Source organism: Tepidibacillus sp. HK-1 (assembly GCF_001748485.2).
In the GTDB taxonomy this organism is placed as follows: domain Bacteria; phylum Bacillota; class Bacilli; order Tepidibacillales; family Tepidibacillaceae; genus Tepidibacillus_B; species Tepidibacillus_B infernus.
Window position 1 is genome coordinate 1 of sequence record NZ_BDGM02000010.1, and the last position, 19,566, is coordinate 19,566.

The window sequence follows — 19,566 nt, forward strand, 5'->3', positions numbered from 1 at the left end:
GAGTGAGGAGCAAGCGTGGATGTGGGCGAATACAAGAAAAGGCTATTGGCGTACTGCTCATAGCCCTATCTTGACAAAAGCCCTATCTAACGAGCGATTTAAGCGAGCTGGATATCTAAGTTTTAGCGAGTGTTATTCTGCGAAGTGACGTGTAAACTTTGGAAGCGCCGTATACCGAACGGTACGTACGGTGCTGTGGGAGGTCGGCTGGTCAAATAATGGCCAGCCTCCTACCCGATCCGCACTATTTTAATGAGATCCCACAAAAGTAATCGGATTTATACTTCAAAGGAAGTCGCTACTTTTGTGGGCAATCTAAAACGCTAGATAAAAGGTGATAAGATGGGAAAACTAGCAGAAAAATTAGATCATTTTACTATTTTATTAAATCATGCCAATATTCCTTTGGAAATTAGGGAAAATTATTTCAATGGGACAAAAATAGAAAAAGTAGAATTAAGTCGTAAAAATAAAGAATGGACTTTTTATCTTCAATTTCCGAGTTTGGTACCTTTTCAAATATTTGAACAAGTAACACAGCAAATCATTCAAAGTTTTCAACATATTGCTAAAATTCATTTCGTTGTTAGGTTTTCTACCGTTTCGTACATAGAGATACTCTCAGAGTATTGGCCGAAGATTATTAAACCTCTTAATGCTTTACCAAGTATTTATAATCTATTAAAAGAAGCAGAGTGGAAACTAGAAAATCAACAACTTCTAATCTTTATTCCAAATATGATGACACAAGAAATGTTTCAGCGAAAACATATTGATCTTAAAATTGCGGAATCGTTAGCGGAATGGATCGAAGAACCGATTAAAGTTGTATTTTTCCCTGCTGAAACAGATCAGAAGCTATTAAAATTTAGAGAGGATCTTAAACTAGAAGATTTCAACTATGCAAAAGAGGCACTATTACAAATCCCTGAGGCGGATGATGAAGAAGAATCAAAGATCAATGTTAATCGAACGATAAAATACGGATATGAGATTAAAGAACTACCAGTACCATTGAAACAGGTCATAGAGGAGGATAAAAATGTCATTATACAAGGGAGCGTATTTTCAGTAGAATTTAAAGAATTAAAGAGTGGACGTCATCTTTTGACCTTTAATCTAACAGATTTTACTGATTCGATAGAGGTCAAAGTATTTATTAAGGATGCGAAAGAGGATCTTCCTGTATTAAAAACAATCAAAGAAGGCCAATGGTTAAAGGTAAAAGGTCATGTCCAATTTGACACCTTTTCAAAAGAATTGGTAATGATAGCCAATGATATTAACCAAATTGAGAACAAAGGCAGAGAAGATCTAGCAGAAGAAAAAAGAATAGAATTGCATGTACATTCTACAATGAGTGCGATGGATGGAGTTGCCTCTATAAAAAAAATAGTAGAACAAGCGGCAAAGTTTGGTCATAAAGCGATAGCGATTACTGATCACGCAGTGGTTCAAGCTTTTCCTGAAGCCTATGAAGCTGGACAAAAATATGGGGTAAAAATTGTATATGGGGTAGAAGCAAATGTGATTGATGATGGTGTACCTATTGTACACCATGAAGAATCTAGAAATTTGCTAGAGGACACCTATGTTGTTTTTGACACAGAAACAACAGGTTTATCTGCCGTTTATAATACGATCATTGAGATAGGGGCAGTAAAGGTTAAAAACGGAAAAGTAATAGATCAATTTAAAATGTTTGTGGATCCACAAGAACCAATCTCTAGGAAAATCACTGAGATAACTGGGATCACAGATGAAATGGTAAAAGGTGCTCCTTTACTTGAAGAGGCTTTGCCCAAATTTAAGGAATTTATCGGTAATGCTGTATTAGCAGCACATAATGCCCGTTTTGATATGGGATTTTTGAATATGGGGTTAAAACGAATTGGGTTAGAATCATTATTGAATCCTGTCATTGATACAGTGGAATTAGCAAGGTTTTTATATCCAAAAATGAAAAATTATAAGTTGAATACGTTATGTGATGCTTTCAATATTGAATTGAATAATCATCATAGGGCATATCACGACGCAGAAGCAACAGGATATTTACTTTGGAAAATGCTTCTTGATTTACAAGAAAGAGAGATTACAAATTTAAACGAAATTAATCAACATGTAGGTAAAGGCGATTACCACCGACTACGTCCATTTCACGTAACTATTTTGGTTAAGAACGAAATTGGGTTAAAAAATCTCTATAAATTGATTTCAAAATCACATATCGAATATTTTTATCGGAATCCAAGATTACCTCGAAGTGAATTATTAAAGCATCGAGAAGGACTTTTGTTTGGTACCGCTTGTGCGCAAGGTGAATTATTTGAAGCAATGCTTAGCAAAACTCCAGAAGTAGTAGAAGAAATTGCTAAGTTTTACGACTACTTAGAAATCCAACCGATTTCCCATTATCGTCATTTGATCAAAAATGGGATTTTACAAAATGATCAAGATATTAAAAATATTCATCAACGAATTATTGAAATGGGTGAAAAATTAAATATACCTGTAGTAGCGACAGGAGATGTTCATCATGTACATCCCGAAGATGAAATTTATCGTAAAATTCTTGTCTTAAATCACAGTAGTGGTTTTAGATATCATCATGTGGATGATTTGCATTCTGCTCATTTTCGTACGACAGACGAGATGCTTGCTGAATTTGACTATTTAGAACCTCATATTGCGAAGAAAATTATTGTGGATAATCCTAAGAAAGTAATTGAAGATGTCGTCGAATTAAAGCCTTTCCCAGATGATCTTTTTACTCCTGTAATTGAAGGAGCCGAAGATGAGATTCGGAACATGAGTTATGAGACAGCTAAACATATTTATGGAGATCCTTTGCCTGAATTAGTGGAGAAAAGATTAGAGAAAGAATTAAATAGTATTATCAATCATGGATTTTCCGTAATCTATTTGATTGCACATAAACTTGTAAATAAATCCCTAGAGGATGGTTATTTAGTAGGTTCTAGGGGGTCTGTAGGTTCATCATTTGTTGCGACGATGACAAGAATAACTGAAGTAAATCCCTTACCCCCCCATTATGTATGTTCTAATTGTAAACATAGTGAATTCATTTTGGATGGAAGTGTTGGCTCAGGTTTTGATTTGCCTGATAAAAATTGTCCACATTGCCAAACAAAAATGAAAAAAGATGGACATGACATCCCTTTTGAAACCTTTATGGGCTTTAAAGGAGATAAGGTTCCTGATATCGATTTAAATTTTTCAGGTGACTACCAGCCAAGGGTCCATAAATATACAGAAGAGTTATTTGGTTCTGAATATGTTTATCGTGCTGGGACAATTTCAACTGTGGCTGAGAAAACGGCCTATGGTTTTGTAAGAAAATATGTGGATGAACAAGGGTGGAATAAACGAAATGCCGAAATTAATCGTTTGGTAACAGGCTGTACGGGCATTAAACGAACTACTGGACAGCATCCTGGTGGATTAATGGTTATTCCTCAATATAAGGATGTATATGATTTCACACCTATTCAAAGGCCTGCTGATGACTCAACGTCCGATACGATTACCACTCACTTTGATTATCATGCCATTAGTGGTCGTTTGTTAAAATTGGACCTGCTTGGGCACGATGATCCTACAGTGATTAGAATGCTACAAGATTTTACAGGAATTGATCCTAAAACGATTCCTATCGATGACCCGAACGTATATGAGATTTTTAGAAGTACAGATACATTAGGAGTCACACCTGAACAGATAGGAACCACTTTAGGCGCTTTAGGGATACCAGAGTTTGGGACTAAATTTGTTAGACAAATGCTTGAAGATACAAAACCAACAACGTTTGCCGAATTGGTTCGTATCTCTGGTCTTTCACATGGTACTGACGTTTGGCTTAATAATGCTCAAGACCTAATTAGAGAGGGTAAAGCAGTTTTAGCAGAAGTGATATCTACTCGTGATGACATCATGGTATACCTTATTCAAAAGGGTTTGGAGCCATCCGTTGCATTTAAAATCATGGAAAAAGTGCGTAAAGGTAAAGGACTTCAGCCTGAAGATATTGAAGAAATGAAAAAAAATCAGGTACCTGATTGGTATATTGATTCATGTCAAAAAATTAAGTACATGTTTCCAAAAGCTCATGCAGTTGCTTATGTTTTGATGGCGATTCGTATTGCTTATTTTAAAGTTTATTATCCTATTTATTATTATGCTACTTACTTTACGGTTCGAGCAGATGAATTTGATGTAAAACTAATGATGTCTGGTTCTAAATCGATAAGAGATAAAATTCAAGAGATCACCGAAAAAGGAATTCAAGCCTCACCAAAAGAGAAAGGACTACTTATCGTATTAGAATTGGCGCTAGAAATGATTGAACGAGGTTTTTATTTTAAAAACGTAGATTTATATCGGTCTGATGCTACGAAATTCATCGTGGAAGAAGATGAAAAAGGCTTAATCCCTCCTTTTTCAGCGATACCTGGTATTGGAGTTAACGCGGCCCAAAATATTGTCCAAGCTAGAAACGAAGGAGAGTTCTTATCGATTGAAGATCTACAAAATCGAGCTAAAGCCTCAAAGACGATTATTGAATTGTTAGATGAGCATGATTGTTTAAAAGGATTACCTAATACCAATCAACTATCCTTATTTTAATACATCTTATTTAAGTGGATTTTTATGATGCATAATGACGAAAAAACTTATTTGATAAGGAAAGATGTGTTATGATATAATCTTTTTGGTAATACTGTGTATAGAAACGTTCTTAAAGAGTGGGGAAACCCACTCTTTAGATTTATGTACATGGATCTTCGAAAAGAGTAAAAGAGAGGGAATGATATGAGTTTAAATGTTACTCAAATAGTTGAAAAAATGGTATTGCCGATATTAGAAAAAGAACACTTAGAATTAGTGGACATAGAGTACAAAAAAGAGGGGAGTAATTGGTTTTTAAGAGTTTTTATTGATAAAGAAGATGGGGGAGTTGATATCGAAGATTGTGGAAGGGTAAGCGAAGCATTAAGTGCTGAGTTAGATAAAAAGGATCCTATTCCAAATTCATACTTTCTTGAAGTTTCATCACCAGGTGCTGAGAGACCATTAAAAAAAGAAAAAGATTTCTTAAAATCAATTGGTAAACAGGTACATATTACAACTTATGAGCCTATTTCAAATCAGAAAGTATTTGAAGGGAAATTGATTCATTTTGATACAAAGATACTTGTCATTGAAGAACCTAAAAAACAAGTTGAAATCCCATATGAAAAAGTTGCTAGTGCTAGATTAGCATTGTTTTTTTAAAAAAAGAAAGGAGGAGAAACTTTTGAATAGTGATTTCATGGATGCACTTATACAGTTGGAAAAAGAAAAAGGAATTAGTAAAGATGTTTTAATTGATGCGATAGAGGCTGCTCTAATTTCAGGATACAAAAGAAATTTTCATTCTGCACAAAATGTCAGGGTAGATATTAACCGGGAAACTGGTAATGTAAAGGTCTTAGCTAGAAAAACAATAGTGGAAGAGGTGATCGACCCAAGACTAGAGATTTCCTTAGAAGCGGCGCGTCAAATTAATCCTAATTACCAATTAGATGATATTGTAGAATTAGAAGTCACCCCAAAGGATTTTGGGAGAATTGCAGCACAAACTGCTAAGCAGGTAGTGACACAACGGATCAAAGAGGCGGAACGAGGAATCATCTATGAAACTTTTGTGGATCGAGAAGAAGATATTGTTACTGGCATTGTTCAACGTCAGGATCAACGTTTCATCTATATAGACTTAGGAAAAACAGAAGCTCTTTTACCAATCAATGAGCAAATGCCAACAGAAAGATTTAAACATGGAGATCGAGTAAAGGTCTATATCACCAAAGTGGAAAAGACAACAAAAGGCCCACAAATATTTGTATCAAGGACACACCCAGGTTTATTAAAAAGACTATTCGAACTGGAAGTTCCGGAGATTTATGAAGGTGTTGTAGAAATTAAATCTGTTGCAAGAGAGGCTGGATATCGATCAAAAATTGCGGTTTATTCTCAACAAGAAGAAGTAGATCCTGTAGGAGCATGTGTTGGGCCTAAAGGTGCCAGGGTTCAAACGATTGTGAACGAGTTGAAAGGTGAAAAAATTGATATTGTAAAATGGTCAAATGATATAGAAACATATATTTCAAATGCACTTAGTCCCTCGAAAGTGGTTAGTGTTGAGGTTAATGAACAAGAAAAGATGGCAAGAGTGATCGTACCCGACTATCAATTGTCATTGGCAATTGGTAAAGAAGGACAAAATGCAAGACTTGCAGCAAAATTAACTGGATGGAAAATCGATATTAAAAGCGAATCCCAGGCTACCATGTAAAAAGGTAAGGTGATTTTGATGAAAACAAGAAAAATCCCAATGCGGAAATGTGTAGCTTGCCAAGAGATGAAGCCAAAAAAAGAGTTGATTCGGATCGTTAGAACGCCAGAAAAAGAGATAATAGTGGATTTTACTGGAAAAAAATCGGGGAGGGGCGCTTATCTGTGTCGACAAGGGGAATGCTTTCAGATTGCAAGGAAGAAAAAACAGTTGGAACGGTCCCTTGAGGTTAAAATTGATGACGATATCTATGAACAATTACAATTGGAGATTAACGGGCGAAATGAGTAATCAATCTAGAATAAGTTCTATGCTTGGATTGGCAGCTAGAGCGGGAAAAGTGATCTCAGGTGAAGAACTAGTGATAAAAGGAATTCAAAAAGGGAAGGTAACCTTTGTTATTTTATCAGGAGATGCATCTGATAACACAAGCAAAAAGGTTAAGGATAAATGTTCCTTCTATCAGGTTCCTTATCGAGTGATATTTAATCGCGAGGAACTAGGACATGCCATTGGCAAATCTTCACGGGTTGTTGTCGGAATAACCGATTACGGTTTTAGTAAACAATTAGAAAACTTAGTGGAGTAGAAATCCGGAGGTGAATGAAATTGAGAGTTTATGAGTTTGCAAAGAAGCACAATATTCTGAGCAAGGAAATGGTTAATCTTCTAAAGAAACTTAACTTTAATGTAAGTAATCATATGAGTGTGATTACTGATGAGATGGTACAAAAAGTAGATAAATATTTTCATGAGTTAAAACATGGGAAAACAAAAGAAACATCATCATCAACTACAAGCAACCATGAGAGTCATATAAGTGAACTTAAGCAAAAAAAAGACATCAAGAATAAAGACAAAGAGGGATCAAAACAAGTGAAAATCGATGATCATATTGATGTAAAAGAAGTGAATAAAGTAAAAGAAGTGAATTTTGAAGAAAGTGAATCGATTGGAAAAACGAAGAAGAAATCAAAACCTAACAATAAACGTTTTGATGACAATAAAGTTAGTGATCACCGGGATGCAACTTCAAAGATTAAGGTGAATAAAAAGAGACCTTCTTCAAATCAAAAACAACCACAGCAAATAAAACAAACAGACAAACCAATAAAGAATATTGTATATACTGGCTCATTAACAGTTGGCGAATTAGCAAAAAAATTAGGTAAAGAACCATCAGAAATCATAAAAAAATTGTTATTTTTAGGAATTATGGCTACTATCAATCAAGAAATCGAATTAGAAGCCATTCAATTGATTGCCGAAGAATATGGCGTAAAAGTTGAAGAGAAGATTGAAATTGACGAAGATCAATTTGAATTGATTGAGGATCACGATGATCCAGCTGACTTAACTGTACGTCCACCTGTGGTTACGATTATGGGCCACGTTGACCATGGGAAGACCACATTATTGGATGCGATCCGTAAGTCTAAGATTGTAGCAGGTGAAGCTGGTGGAATCACCCAACACATTGGAGCTTACCAAGTCGTTATCAATGATAAAAAAATCACGTTTTTAGATACACCTGGTCATGCAGCTTTCACTAGCATGAGAGCACGCGGAGCGAAAGTTACAGATATTACCATTCTGGTAGTTGCTGCTGATGATGGAATGATGCCACAAACAATAGAGGCCATTAACCATGCAAAGGCGGCAAACGTTCCAATTATAGTTGCGGTAAATAAAATGGATAAACCTGAAGCTAATCCTGATAGGGTTAAACAACAATTGGCTGAACATGGTCTTCTTCCTGAAGAATGGGGAGGAGATACAATTTATGTACCCGTCTCTGCTTTGAAGCAAGAAGGGTTAGATGAATTATTGGAAATGATTTTACTTGTTGCTGAGGTTCAGGAATTAAAAGCAAATCCTAATCGTTTAGCAAAAGGTACGATTATTGAATCGCAATTAGATAAAGGTCGTGGAGCTGTTGCAACTGTACTCGTTCAAAACGGTACATTACGTGTAGGTGACCCAATCGTTGCTGGGGCAACTTACGGAAAAGTGCGAGCAATGGTAAATGATCGAGGAAAAAGAATTAAAGAAGCGGGACCCTCTACACCAGTTGAGATTACTGGATTAAATGAAGTACCACATGCAGGTGATCCCTTTGTTGTATTTGAAGAAGAGAGAAAAGCTAGGGTCATTGGTGAAAAAAGGGCATTAAAGCTAAGACAAAGTGAATTAAATGCCACTTCAAAAGTTACGCTTGACGATTTATATAAGCAAATTCAAGAAGGGGAAATTAAAGAATTAAATGTCATTATTAAAGGAGACGTACAAGGTTCTGTTGAGGCCCTACAAGGTTCTTTAGAAAAAATTGATATTGAAGGAGTAAGGGTAAAAATTATCCATAAAGGTGTTGGAGCTATTACTGAGACAGATGTTACCTTGGCTTCAGCTTCCAATGCCATTATCATTGGTTTTAATGTCCGCCCTGAGCCACAGGCAAGAACATCGGCTGAGCGAGAAAAGGTGGATATTCGCCTACATCGTATCATTTACAATGTCATAGATGAGATTAAAGCAGCTTTACAGGGTATGCTTGATCCAGAATATCGTGAAGTAATTACGGGGCATGCGGAAATTCGTCAGGTATTTAAGGCGTCAAATATCGGTACAATTGCTGGTTCTTATGTAACAGAAGGGAAGATTATTCGAACTGCTCAAGCTAGAGTTATTCGTGATGGTATTGTTATCTTCGAAGGAAACATCGATTCGTTAAAACGTTTTAAGGATGATGCAAAAGAAGTTGCACAAGGTTATGAGTGCGGAATCACAATCCAAAACTTTAGTGATTTTAAAGAAGGAGATATTATTGAATCCTTCGTGATGGAAACTGTCAAAAAATAATGGGGTGATGTTATGGCAAATGTTCGGATAGGTAGGGTCGGTGAACAAATTAAGAAGGAAATTAGTCAACTAATTCAATATGATTTGAAAGATCCTCGAATTGGATTTGTCACAATCACAGGTGTTGAGGTAACTGGTGATTTTTCTCAAGCCACGATTTACCTAAGTATAATGGGCCAGGAAGATGAAGTTAAAGAGTCAATAAAAGCGCTTGAAAAAGCAAAAGGATTCCTAAGATCCGAATTAGGCAAACGAATCCGTTTAAGGCATACACCAGAATTGATATTTAAAGTGGATCAGTCCATTGCTTATGGTTCCAAAATAGAGAAGTTGCTACAAGACATTAAGGAAGAACGATAAGAAATGAAGGACTTAAATGAATATAAAAGGGAGTTATCACAGGCTGGCCAATTTATTAAGCAACATGATAACTATTTGATTGTGTCACATGTCAACCCAGATGGGGATACCATATCCTCATCTTTAACTATGGCGCTTTTACTAAGATTCCTTGGTAAATCCTTTACATTAGTCAATGAAGACCCTATTCCAGATAAATTTAATTTTTTGCCATTATCTGACCAAATTCTATCGATTTCAGAAATTAAAAATACATTCTCTCATGTCATTACTGTGGATGTGGCTGATCAGAAAAGGATGGGAATGATTTCACCTTTACTAACTGACGATGTAGAAATTCTTAATATTGATCATCATCCCACGAATGATCGTTTTGGCCATCTTAATGTGATTTTACCTACGGCGGCTGCAACCTGTGAAATCATGTATGACCTTGTAAAGGAATTAAATATACCACTTAGTCAAGATCTTGCATCATGTATCTATACCGGGTTATTAACTGATACGGGAGGATTTCGTTATACAAATACTTCTCCAAAGGTGATGAGAATAGCGGCAGAATTATTAGAATACGGTGTATCTCCGGGTGAAATTGCTGAAATTGCATTAGAAACGATAAGTAAAAATCATATTTCAGTTTTACAGATCGCTTTATCCCATTTACAAGTAATTGAGAATGGTTTTATCGCTTGGACTTATTTAAAAGCGAATGAGTTACCGCAAGACGTTACAAGTGATGATACAGAAGGAATTGTGAATTATACTAGAAATATAGAAGGCGTAGAGGTGGGTATCTTTTTTAAAGAAGTGAAAGGGAATGTCTTTAAAATTAGCCTGCGCTCTAAAAAATATGTAGATGTAGGAGCGATTGCAAAAGCTTATCATGGAGGAGGACATGCTAGAGCCTCTGGTTTCACATTTTATGGAGATTTAGAAGAAGTACTACAACAATTGATTGATGCAATTAAACAGTCTGAAGGATGGAAGTATCTTGAAAACAAATCGAATTGATGGGGTAATACCGATTTTAAAGCCTGCTGGAATGACTTCTCATGATGTTGTAGCAAAATTAAGAAGAATCATAGGCACAAAAAGGATTGGTCATACTGGGACATTAGACCCTGAGGTAACTGGTGTACTTCCTATCTGCATTGGAAAAGCGACCCGTTTATCAGAATATATTATGGAACAACCGAAAATTTATCAGGGTCAACTAACATTAGGCAAATCAACCACAACTCAAGATTTTACAGGGCAGGTCATTGAAGAAAAAAAGGTTAAACGAATTACAGAGTCTGATGTTCAACAAGTATTTCAAACCTTTATTGGTGAAATTGAGCAAATTCCGCCGATGTATTCTTCTGTTAAAATTGGAGGAAAAAAATTATACGAACTTGCTAGACAAGGGAAAGAAGTCGATAGAAAGCCAAGAAAGGTAACCATCTATGAGTTAAAAATACGACAAATAGACCTTTCAACTGAATTTCCAACGATAGATTTTCAAGTAAAATGTTCAAAGGGAACATATGTTAGAACATTATGTGTGGATATAGGAATCAAATTAGGATACCCTGCACATATGTCAAAATTGGTTAGGGAAAAAAGTGGCTCCTTTACGATTGAACAATCCTTTACATTGGAACAAGTAGAAAACTATGCTGATTTAGACCAATTAGATAAAATTATTGTATCTATGGCAAGTTCCCTTCCGCAATACCCTTCAATTATTTTATCTGAAAATGAGATTATTCATAAGGTTTTTAATGGACAACAAATTAAGGTAAGCTCTTTAATTGCATATGATGGTTTAGTAAAAGTATTAAATCAAAAAAATGATTTAGTTGCTATCTATCAAAAAAAATCACAGGTTTTAGAAGCAAAACCTGTTAAAGTTTTTAAAGAAGAAGAGAATTAGGTGACGTTTATGAAGGTCTTACAGCTTTCTTATCCACTTACACTAGACAGGTATCAACCTAGTGTAATTGCTATTGGTTATTTTGATGGCGTACATAAAGGCCATCAACAGGTGATTAAAAAGGCCTGTCAAATCGCAAAACAATATGATCTTCTTTGTGGTGTAATGACCTTTTTCCCTCACCCAAAAGAGGTCATTAGCAACGATAAAAAAATAGATCAGATTACCCCACTAGAAATGAAACTTCAACAATTTGAAAAAATGAATGTTGATCTAAGTTATGTTGTCCATTTTTCCAAAAGGTTCTCAAGAATCACACCTGAGGAATTTGTAAATGAATTTTTAGTTAAACTCAATGTAAAAGGGGTAGTTGTTGGGTTTGATTTTAAATTCGGTCATATGGGAATGGGTAATACTGAAACTTTACGAAACTTAAACCAAGGTCGATTTTCTGTTGATGTAGTACATGCTTTCCAAGATGACATTGGGAAAATTAGCAGTTCAAGAATTAGAGATTATTTGTTATCTGGACAAGTGGAACTGGCAAATCAACTACTTGGTAGAAATTATTCCTTTTCTGGTCGGGTCGTACATGGAGATAAAAGGGGAAGGATGATTGGTTTTCCCACAGCAAATTTGCAATTACTTGAAGAGTATTTGACCATTAGAAAAGGAGTATATGTAGTCAAAACTCAGTATCATGGTCGTTCTTACGCAGGGGTCATGAATATTGGTTATAAACCAACATTTTCTGATGATCAGAACCTTCCTACCTATGAAGTTTATCTTATCGATTTTGATGGGGATCTTTATGGTCAAGTATTAGAAATTGAAGTGATTAAATTTTTACGTGAAGAAAAAAAGTTCAATCACTTAAATGAATTAAAAAAACAGATCACTTATGATATTGAACAAGCAAAAAAGGCAATGATAAATATTATGATTTAATCTTTCCTTTCCTTTACTTTATATCGTTAATTATGTTATACTCTGTAATGGTTGTTTCAACTTGAAGCAATTAGTAGTGACCTTTTCTCGGATTAACGATTCACCAACGTTTCTCTGGGAATAGGTTGTAAAAACAAAGGAGGTGAATTAGGATGGCACTTAATCAAGAGCGTAAACAACAATTGATCGATGAGTACAAAGTACACGAAACAGACACTGGATCTCCAGAAGTTCAAATCGCTATCCTTACTGAAAAAATCAATTATTTAAATGAACATCTTCGTACTCATAAAAAAGACCATCACTCACGTCGTGGGTTATTGAAGATGGTTGGTCAAAGGCGTAATCTTTTAAATTATTTAAGAGAAAAAGATATTCAACGTTATCGTGAATTGATTGTTAAGTTAGGATTACGTAGATAGTTTTTTTAAAAAAGCGGGTTAATCCCGCTTTTTTTTGAATGAAAAGAAAGCACAAACAAAATCTAAATACATAATGCAAGAGAAGGAAATAATATGAAATACGTCGAAGTTCATGTTGAAATTTGAAAGGAGGCAATCTAGTAATGGATAAAAAAGTGTACCAAATGGATTTGGCTGGACGACCTCTTATTATTGAAACAGGTCAATTAGCCAAACAAGCAAACGGAGCTGTTCTAATAAGATATGGTGATACCGCTGTCTTAGTCGCGGTTACAGCCTCAAAAGATGCTAAAGACCTAGACTTCTTCCCGTTAACCGTAAACTATGAGGAACGCCTTTATGCAGTAGGAAAGATTCCAGGAGGGTTTATTAAACGGGAAGGAAGACCAAGTGAGAAAGCGATTTTAGCATCTCGATTAATCGATAGACCAATAAGACCACTCTTCCCAGACGGATTTCGGAATGATGTTCAAATTTCTGCAACAGTCATGTCTGCCGATCCAAATTGTTCCTCAGAAATCGCGGCTATGATTGGGACATCAGTAGCCTTATCTATTTCAGATATACCTTTTATGGGACCAATTGCTGGCGTGATTGTTGGACGTGTTGATGGTCAATTTATTATTAACCCAACGGTTGAAGCGATAGCAAAAAGTGATATCCATCTAGTAGTCGCTGGTACAAAAGATGCTATCAATATGGTTGAAGCAGGAGCAAAAGAAGTACCAGAGGAAGTCATGTTAGAAGCGATCATGTTTGGTCATGAAAAAATTAAAGAAATCATTCAATTCCAATCAAATATCGTTAATGAAATTGGAAAAGAAAAGATGCAAGTGGTACTTCATCAAATTGATAAACATTTGGAGCAAGTGGTTAAAGAATATGCAAAAGACCAATTAGTACAAGCTATACAAGTCGAAGAAAAACAAGCTAGACAAGATGCAATTGACCAAGTGATGAACCAAACAATTGAATATTTTACCGAAACCTATCCAGAACAATTAGGTATGATCAGTGAAATTCTCCATTATATTGTAAAAGAAGAAGTTAGAAGACTTATTCTTTTTGAAGGGAAAAGGCCTGATGGAAGGAATTTAAGCGAAATTAGACCTATTTCATGTGAAATCGGATTATTACCACGTACTCATGGCTCAGGGTTATTTACTCGTGGACAGACACAGGCTTTAAGTGTATGTACTCTTGGTGCTTTAGGAGATGTGCAAATTCTTGATGGTTTAGACCTTGAAGAATCTAAACGATTTATGCACCACTATAATTTTCCACCTTATAGTGTTGGTGAAGCCAGACCATTGCGAGGACCAGGAAGACGAGAAATTGGTCATGGGGCATTAGGGGAAAGAGCATTAGAACCAATTATTCCTCCTGAGGACGAATTCCCATATACAATCCGCTTAGTATCTGAAGTATTAGAATCAAATGGTTCTACCTCACAAGCAAGTATTTGTGCAAGCACTTTAGCATTAATGCATGCTGGTGTTCCAATTAAAGCCCCTGTAGCTGGTATTGCAATGGGATTAGTAAAAGAAGGAAATCAAGTTGCTATACTTACTGATATTCAAGGAATGGAAGACCATTTAGGAGATATGGATTTTAAAGTGGCAGGAACAAGCACTGGGGTAACTGCTTTACAAATGGATATTAAAATCAGTGGGATTGATCGTGAAATTCTAAAGAAAGCTTTGGAACAAGCAAAGATCGGAAGATTATTTATTTTAGAAAAAATGTTAGCTACTATCGATAAACCAAATGTTGAATTATCAGAATATGCACCTAAAATAACCACTTTAAAAATCAACCCTGACAAAATAAGGGATGTGATCGGTCCTAGTGGCCGTATTATCAATAAGATTATAGAAGAAACTGGGGTAAAAATCGATATTGAACAAGATGGTCGAGTCTATATTGCTTCAGTAGATCCTGTCTTAAATGAGAAAGCTAAGAAGATGATTGAAGACATTGTTCGAGAAGTTGAAGTAGGACAAACCTATTTAGGAACAGTAAAAAGAATAGAGAAGTTTGGAGCTTTTGTAGAATTGTTCCAAGGTAAAGAAGGATTGGTTCATATTTCACAGTTAGATGTAAAACGAGTTGAAAAAGTGGAAGATGTAGTTTCTGTTGGAGATCAAATTATGGTGAAAGTGACTGAAATCGATAATCAAGGTAGAATCAATCTATCTAGGAAAGCGATTTTAAAAGAACAAGAACAAAAAGATTAAAGAAGTTTGGAAGAGTCAGATTTTATTCTGTCTCTTTTTTATTTTACTGATGAAGTAAGGAAAAATTTTATAGTTTTAAATTAGGACATCACTCAATAAAATGTATTGAATAAGGAGAGTGGGGATGTCTAATGAAATGGGTTAAAATGACTGTAATTCTCTTAATAATGTTTACCCTATTTTTCAGTATTGCTAATTATAAACTAATTAACTCTTATATAAGTGTGATAAAGAAGCCAAGTAAGGAGTCAACAGAAAAATTAAGAAAAGTAATTCATAATTACGCGATCAAAAACAATATCAATCCAATTGAACCGAAAATAGATAAAATTTGGAAGTTAATCCCCGGTTATAATGGATTAGTTGTAGATGAAGAAACTACCTTAAAATTGGCTGAGAAACAAGATTTACAAGCAAACGATAAAATTCCTTATGTCTGGTTAGAAATTGAGCCGAAAAATGGGATAGATCAATTAGGGAACCACCCTATTTACCGAGGGAATCCAGAGAAGCCAATGGTATCGTTAATGATAAATGTGGCTTGGGGCACAGAATATTTAGAGTCGATGCTAGATATTTTAAATAAGGAACAAGTAAAAGCTACCTTTTTTTTAGATGGTAGTTGGTTAAAGAAAAATCCAAATGTTGCAAAGAAGATAGCTGCTAATGGGCATGAAATTGGTAATCATGCTTACTCTCATCCGCAGATGAGTAGAATCAGCAATGAAAGAATCCGTGAAGAAATTTTAAAGACAGAGAAACTGATTCAACAAACATTAAATCAATCTTCTAAATACTTTGCCCCACCTTCTGGGGATTACGACCTGAGAGTAGTTAAAATAGCTCATGAATTAAAACTTCATACTGTTTTATGGACAGTTGACACGGTAGATTGGAAGAAACCCTCGCCTGAAACGATTATCAATCGGATCGTTCCAAAGGTACAAAATGGGTACTTAATCCTGATGCATCCTACAAAATCGACTGCAGAAGCTTTACCAACTTTGATAAGGGAAATAAAGAAAAAAGGGTTAATAATCAGTCCAGTTAAAGAAACTCTATCTTCAAAAAGAGTTCTTTCTGTTGAGTCATCTCCTAAATTTTGATATAGTTATATTCACAGTCTGAAGATTTTTCCTGTATAGGAGGATTTACGTGATAAAAAGATATACATTAACAAATGGTTTAAGAGTAGTCATTGAGAAGATCCCTACAGTGCGGTCAGTGGCTATTGGGATCTGGGTAAAGACTGGATCAAAAAATGAAAATCCAATGAACAATGGGATTTCTCATTTTATTGAACATATGTTGTTTAAAGGGACAGAAAATCGTACTTCTCAGCAGATTGCAGAGGTGTTTGATTCAATTGGCGGGAATGTAAATGCCTTTACTTCTAAAGAATATACTTGTTACTATGCAAAAGTCTTAGATGAACATCTAGAAGTTGGCTTAGATGTATTATCTGATATGTTTTTTCATTCTACTTTTGATCAAGAAGAATTAAATAGGGAAAGAAATGTAGTAGTAGAAGAGATAAAGATGTATGAAGACACACCAGATGATCAAATTCATGATCTCATTTCTAATGCAGCTTTCGGAAACCATCCACTTGGTTATTCAATTTTGGGAACTGAAGAGGTCTTACATACCATTACTAAAGAAATGATCCAAAAGTATATGAATGAAAGATACACTACAGAAAATACGGTTATTACCCTTGCTGGAAACACTCCTCCACACATTGTGGAACTGATTGAAGAAGCTTTTGGTACATTTAAACTCCATGGAAAAGAGGAACAAATTTCTGTTGCAACAGTTAAAGCTAGTAAAATCATTAAAGTGAAACAAACTGAACAATCTCATATCACCTTTGGTTTACCAGGATTAGCAGTAAATGACCCAGATATCTACTCTCTAATCTTATTAAATAATATTATTGGTGGAAGTATGAGCTCCAGACTATTTCAAGAGGTTAGAGAAAAACGTGGTTTAGCTTACTCTGTCTTTTCTTATCATTCCTCTTATCAGGATGGTGGATTATTTACGATCTATGCTGGCACAGCTCCAAACCAAGTAAATGAAGTGATCAATATTATTCAGGATATCCTTTTCTCTATTCAACAAAAAGGAATTGACGAGAAAGAAATCATAAAAGGAAAAGAACAACTAAAAGGTAGCCTGATGTTAAGTCTGGAAAGTACGAACAGTAGAATGAATCGTTTAGGGAAAAATGAGCTTTTATTGGGGAAACATCCTTCTTTAGATGAAATCATCGATCGAATAAATCAGGTAAATCAGCAATCTATTGAAAAAGTAATAAAACAAGTCTTTAATCACCCTATTTCATTTGCTATGATTAGTCCATACGAAGAGGTTCCTACGACACTTAGGAGGGATTTTCTTGTACCAAATTAAAATAAAAAGGTTACCTGGAAATGAAGATTTACCGACTCCGAAGAAAATGTCGGAATATGCTAGCGGTTATGATCTCTTCGCTTCAGTTAAAGAGAATCTTTTTTTGCAACCAGGAAAAAGCATCTTAATACCTACTGGATTTGCGTTAGAGATGCCAGCAGGAATTGAAGCACAGGTCAGGCCTCGAAGTGGTTTAGCATTAAAACATGGTATAACTGTTTTAAATACTCCTGGGACGATTGATGCTGATTACCGTGGAGAGATTAAGATTATTCTTATTCATTTAGGCACGGAGGAATTTGAAATTAAACGTGGAGATCGAATTGCTCAACTTGTTTTTATGAAGTTACCTACCGTTGAGTTAATAGAAGTAGAAGAAATTAACGAAACACCAAGAGGTATAGGCGGATTCGGTCATACTGGCCAATAAGGTCAAAGTTAAATTGGTAAAGGAGCGAAGAAAAATGAAAAAAGATACGACAGAGGATCTACTTAATGAAATAGAGAATCTTCGCAACCAATTACATCGTAAAGTTGGAAATCATTCAATTGAAGATCATGAGATTCTGATGGATCATGACCTTTTACAAATGAGCAAACGTTTGGATGAGTTAATCCTTACTTATATGTCTTTGTCAAACAAAAAATAGCATGTAGAAAATAAGTGGAAGATTTATAAAGGGACTTCATGATGGAAGTCCTTTTTTTGTACTTTTTTTTACTTATATTGCATAGTAAGAGAACAGAAATGGAAAAAAGGAGAGGATCGTGATGCGTTTTAGTGAATTAAATGGCAAAGAAATTATTGATTTAAGCAGTGGAGAGCGGATTGGAACAGTTGGACATACAGACTTAATTATTGACCCTAATTCAGGAGAAATAGAAGCAATGGTCTTGCCAAAAACATCTTTTTTAAACATAGGCAAACAAAAAGAAGAAGTTTATATTCCTTGGAATGCAATTCGAAAAATAGGGCCGGAAATGATTATCGTAGAAAAAAAAGCCAGGGTAAAATCGTATGAATAATGCTTAAAGGTTACTAAATAAAATGATAGAATGTCACCACTTTCTGGGCTATCGAATATGATGTTTTAGAAATAAGCAACTTTGCAATTTCGCTTTTTTCGAGTAAAATGTTTGGAAAGGGGTAACTTGAAATTGCTCACGGAAATTCATATGGCTTTTGTCGGTGGTGATGCTCGTCAGTTAGAAGTGATTAAAAAATGTATTGAAATGGATGCAACAATCACATTAATTGGCTTCGATAACTTAGAAAGTAAATTTGTAGGAGTTCACCAAAAAGACTTAGAACCAGATATTTTTCTTAATGTAGATGCAGTGATTCTTCCGATTGTTGGTACAGATGAAGAAGGAAATGTTGAAAGTATTTTTAGTCAAAAAAAATTGGTTCTTACAGAGGAACATTTATCAAAACTTCCCAAAAAAGCTAAAATTTATACAGGTATGGCCAAACCTTACTTAAAAAAAATATGCAACGACCTACAAATAGAATTAGTGGAATTATTGGATCGTGATGACGTAGCTATCTATAACTCAATTCCAACAGTAGAAGGCACTTTAATGATGGCCATACAAAATACTGATTTTACGATACATGGTTCTAATTCAATCGTTTTGGGCTTCGGTAGAACGGGTATTACTTTAGCAAGAATTTTACAGGCTTTAGGAGCCCACGTAAAAGTAGGTGCTAGAAGACCAGAACATATTGCTAGAATATACGAAATGGGAATGGTACCTTTCTACGTAAGCCAGTTAGAACAAGTGGTTTATGATGTTGATTTACTATTTAACACCATCCCTGAAACGGTTGTGACTGCAAAAGTAATTGCGGCCATGCCACATCATTCTTTAATTATCGATTTAGCTTCAAAACCAGGTGGTACAGATTTTCGATATGCAGAAAAAAGAGGAATTAAAGCATTATTAGCCCCAGGGTTACCCGGAATCGTTGCACCTAAAACAGCTGGTCAGATTATAGCAAATGTTCTCACCAGATTAGTTTTAGAACAATTCGGCAACCAAGGGGGAAAGTAA

18 protein-coding genes are annotated in these 19,566 nt (G+C 35.2%); all 18 read left to right on the plus strand.

What is annotated here, in order from left to right:
• Positions 1-342: 342 nt before the first annotated feature.
• The 18 genes from BEN26_RS06540 (at position 343) to dpsA (ending at position 19,566) form a co-directional block, all read left to right on the plus strand.
• Entirely contained in the window at positions 343-4,647 is a 4,305-nt protein-coding gene (locus BEN26_RS06540; RefSeq protein WP_069799944.1) for a PolC-type DNA polymerase III, read from the plus strand.
• Between the two features lie 186 nt (positions 4,648-4,833).
• Positions 4,834-5,295: a ribosome maturation factor RimP gene (gene rimP, locus BEN26_RS06545; RefSeq protein ID WP_069799946.1), complete on the plus strand. Its 462-nt coding sequence runs from the start codon at positions 4,834-4,836 to the stop codon at positions 5,293-5,295.
• A 22-nt stretch (positions 5,296-5,317) separates the two neighbouring features.
• Positions 5,318-6,355, plus strand: coding sequence for a transcription termination factor NusA (gene nusA, locus BEN26_RS06550; protein ID WP_068723910.1), 1,038 nt, complete (start codon positions 5,318-5,320; stop codon positions 6,353-6,355).
• Positions 6,356-6,373: 18 nt separating this feature from the next.
• A complete protein-coding gene (gene rnpM / locus BEN26_RS06555; RefSeq protein WP_068723913.1) occupies positions 6,374-6,646 on the plus strand; it encodes an RNase P modulator RnpM in 273 nt (90 codons plus the stop codon).
• Positions 6,639-6,944, plus strand: a complete 306-nt coding sequence (locus BEN26_RS06560) for a YlxQ family RNA-binding protein (protein ID WP_068723916.1) — start codon at positions 6,639-6,641, stop codon at positions 6,942-6,944. Before rnpM ends, BEN26_RS06560 begins: the two co-directional genes overlap by 8 nt.
• A gap of 14 nt (positions 6,945-6,958) precedes the next feature.
• Positions 6,959-9,214 carry a translation initiation factor IF-2 gene (gene infB, locus BEN26_RS06565; protein WP_068723919.1) on the plus strand — a complete coding sequence of 752 codons (2,256 nt, stop codon included), beginning with the start codon at positions 6,959-6,961 and terminating at the stop codon, positions 9,212-9,214.
• 12 nt (positions 9,215-9,226) lie between these two features.
• Entirely contained in the window at positions 9,227-9,574 is a 348-nt protein-coding gene (rbfA, locus tag BEN26_RS06570; protein WP_068723921.1) for a 30S ribosome-binding factor RbfA, read from the plus strand.
• Between the two features lie 3 nt (positions 9,575-9,577).
• Entirely contained in the window at positions 9,578-10,585 is a 1,008-nt protein-coding gene (locus BEN26_RS06575; protein WP_069799947.1) for a DHH family phosphoesterase, read from the plus strand.
• Positions 10,566-11,489 (plus strand): tRNA pseudouridine(55) synthase TruB, encoded by a 924-nt coding sequence (gene truB, locus BEN26_RS06580; protein WP_181482229.1) that lies wholly within the window; start codon positions 10,566-10,568, stop codon positions 11,487-11,489. Before BEN26_RS06575 ends, truB begins: the two co-directional genes overlap by 20 nt.
• A gap of 9 nt (positions 11,490-11,498) precedes the next feature.
• Complete coding sequence (locus BEN26_RS06585) at positions 11,499-12,437, plus strand: bifunctional riboflavin kinase/FAD synthetase (RefSeq protein WP_069799951.1); 939 nt, start codon at positions 11,499-11,501, stop codon at positions 12,435-12,437.
• 152 nt (positions 12,438-12,589) lie between these two features.
• On the plus strand, positions 12,590-12,859 hold the full coding sequence (rpsO, locus tag BEN26_RS06590; RefSeq protein ID WP_068723931.1) for a 30S ribosomal protein S15: 270 nt from the start codon (positions 12,590-12,592) through the stop codon (positions 12,857-12,859).
• Between the two features lie 143 nt (positions 12,860-13,002).
• On the plus strand, positions 13,003-15,096 hold the full coding sequence (gene pnp / locus BEN26_RS06595) for a polyribonucleotide nucleotidyltransferase (RefSeq protein ID WP_068723933.1): 2,094 nt from the start codon (positions 13,003-13,005) through the stop codon (positions 15,094-15,096).
• Positions 15,097-15,227: 131 nt separating this feature from the next.
• Positions 15,228-16,202 (plus strand): polysaccharide deacetylase family protein, encoded by a 975-nt coding sequence (locus BEN26_RS06600; protein WP_069799953.1) that lies wholly within the window; start codon positions 15,228-15,230, stop codon positions 16,200-16,202.
• Positions 16,203-16,254: 52 nt separating this feature from the next.
• Complete coding sequence (locus BEN26_RS06605; RefSeq protein WP_084818856.1) at positions 16,255-17,511, plus strand: M16 family metallopeptidase; 1,257 nt, start codon at positions 16,255-16,257, stop codon at positions 17,509-17,511.
• Positions 17,498-17,941, plus strand: coding sequence for a dUTP diphosphatase (gene dut, locus BEN26_RS06610; protein WP_068723937.1), 444 nt, complete (start codon positions 17,498-17,500; stop codon positions 17,939-17,941). Before BEN26_RS06605 ends, dut begins: the two co-directional genes overlap by 14 nt.
• Before the next feature lie 34 nt (positions 17,942-17,975).
• Complete coding sequence (locus BEN26_RS06615) at positions 17,976-18,161, plus strand: aspartyl-phosphate phosphatase Spo0E family protein (protein ID WP_068723940.1); 186 nt, start codon at positions 17,976-17,978, stop codon at positions 18,159-18,161.
• A 121-nt stretch (positions 18,162-18,282) separates the two neighbouring features.
• The gene (locus tag BEN26_RS06620; RefSeq protein ID WP_069799957.1) at positions 18,283-18,537 is read left to right on the plus strand and encodes a YlmC/YmxH family sporulation protein; all 255 of its coding nucleotides are present in this window, start codon (positions 18,283-18,285) and stop codon (positions 18,535-18,537) included.
• Positions 18,538-18,669: 132 nt separating this feature from the next.
• A complete protein-coding gene (dpsA, locus tag BEN26_RS06625; RefSeq protein ID WP_069799959.1) occupies positions 18,670-19,566 on the plus strand; it encodes a dipicolinate synthase subunit DpsA in 897 nt (298 codons plus the stop codon).

Coding starts and splice junctions, on each gene's coding strand:
- BEN26_RS06540 (WP_069799944.1), top strand. CDS start 343: ATGGGAAAACTAGCAGAAAAATTAGATCATTTTACTATTTTATTAAAT.
- rimP (WP_069799946.1), top strand. CDS start 4,834: ATGAGTTTAAATGTTACTCAAATAGTTGAAAAAATGGTATTGCCGATA.
- rnpM (WP_068723913.1), top strand. CDS start 6,374: ATGAAAACAAGAAAAATCCCAATGCGGAAATGTGTAGCTTGCCAAGAG.
- BEN26_RS06560 (WP_068723916.1), top strand. CDS start 6,639: ATGAGTAATCAATCTAGAATAAGTTCTATGCTTGGATTGGCAGCTAGA.
- infB (WP_068723919.1), top strand. CDS start 6,959: ATGAAATTGAGAGTTTATGAGTTTGCAAAGAAGCACAATATTCTGAGC.
- rbfA (WP_068723921.1), top strand. CDS start 9,227: ATGGCAAATGTTCGGATAGGTAGGGTCGGTGAACAAATTAAGAAGGAA.
- BEN26_RS06575 (WP_069799947.1), top strand. CDS start 9,578: ATGAAGGACTTAAATGAATATAAAAGGGAGTTATCACAGGCTGGCCAA.
- BEN26_RS06585 (WP_069799951.1), top strand. CDS start 11,499: ATGAAGGTCTTACAGCTTTCTTATCCACTTACACTAGACAGGTATCAA.
- rpsO (WP_068723931.1), top strand. CDS start 12,590: ATGGCACTTAATCAAGAGCGTAAACAACAATTGATCGATGAGTACAAA.
- pnp (WP_068723933.1), top strand. CDS start 13,003: ATGGATAAAAAAGTGTACCAAATGGATTTGGCTGGACGACCTCTTATT.
- BEN26_RS06600 (WP_069799953.1), top strand. CDS start 15,228: ATGAAATGGGTTAAAATGACTGTAATTCTCTTAATAATGTTTACCCTA.
- BEN26_RS06615 (WP_068723940.1), top strand. CDS start 17,976: ATGAAAAAAGATACGACAGAGGATCTACTTAATGAAATAGAGAATCTT.
- BEN26_RS06620 (WP_069799957.1), top strand. CDS start 18,283: ATGCGTTTTAGTGAATTAAATGGCAAAGAAATTATTGATTTAAGCAGT.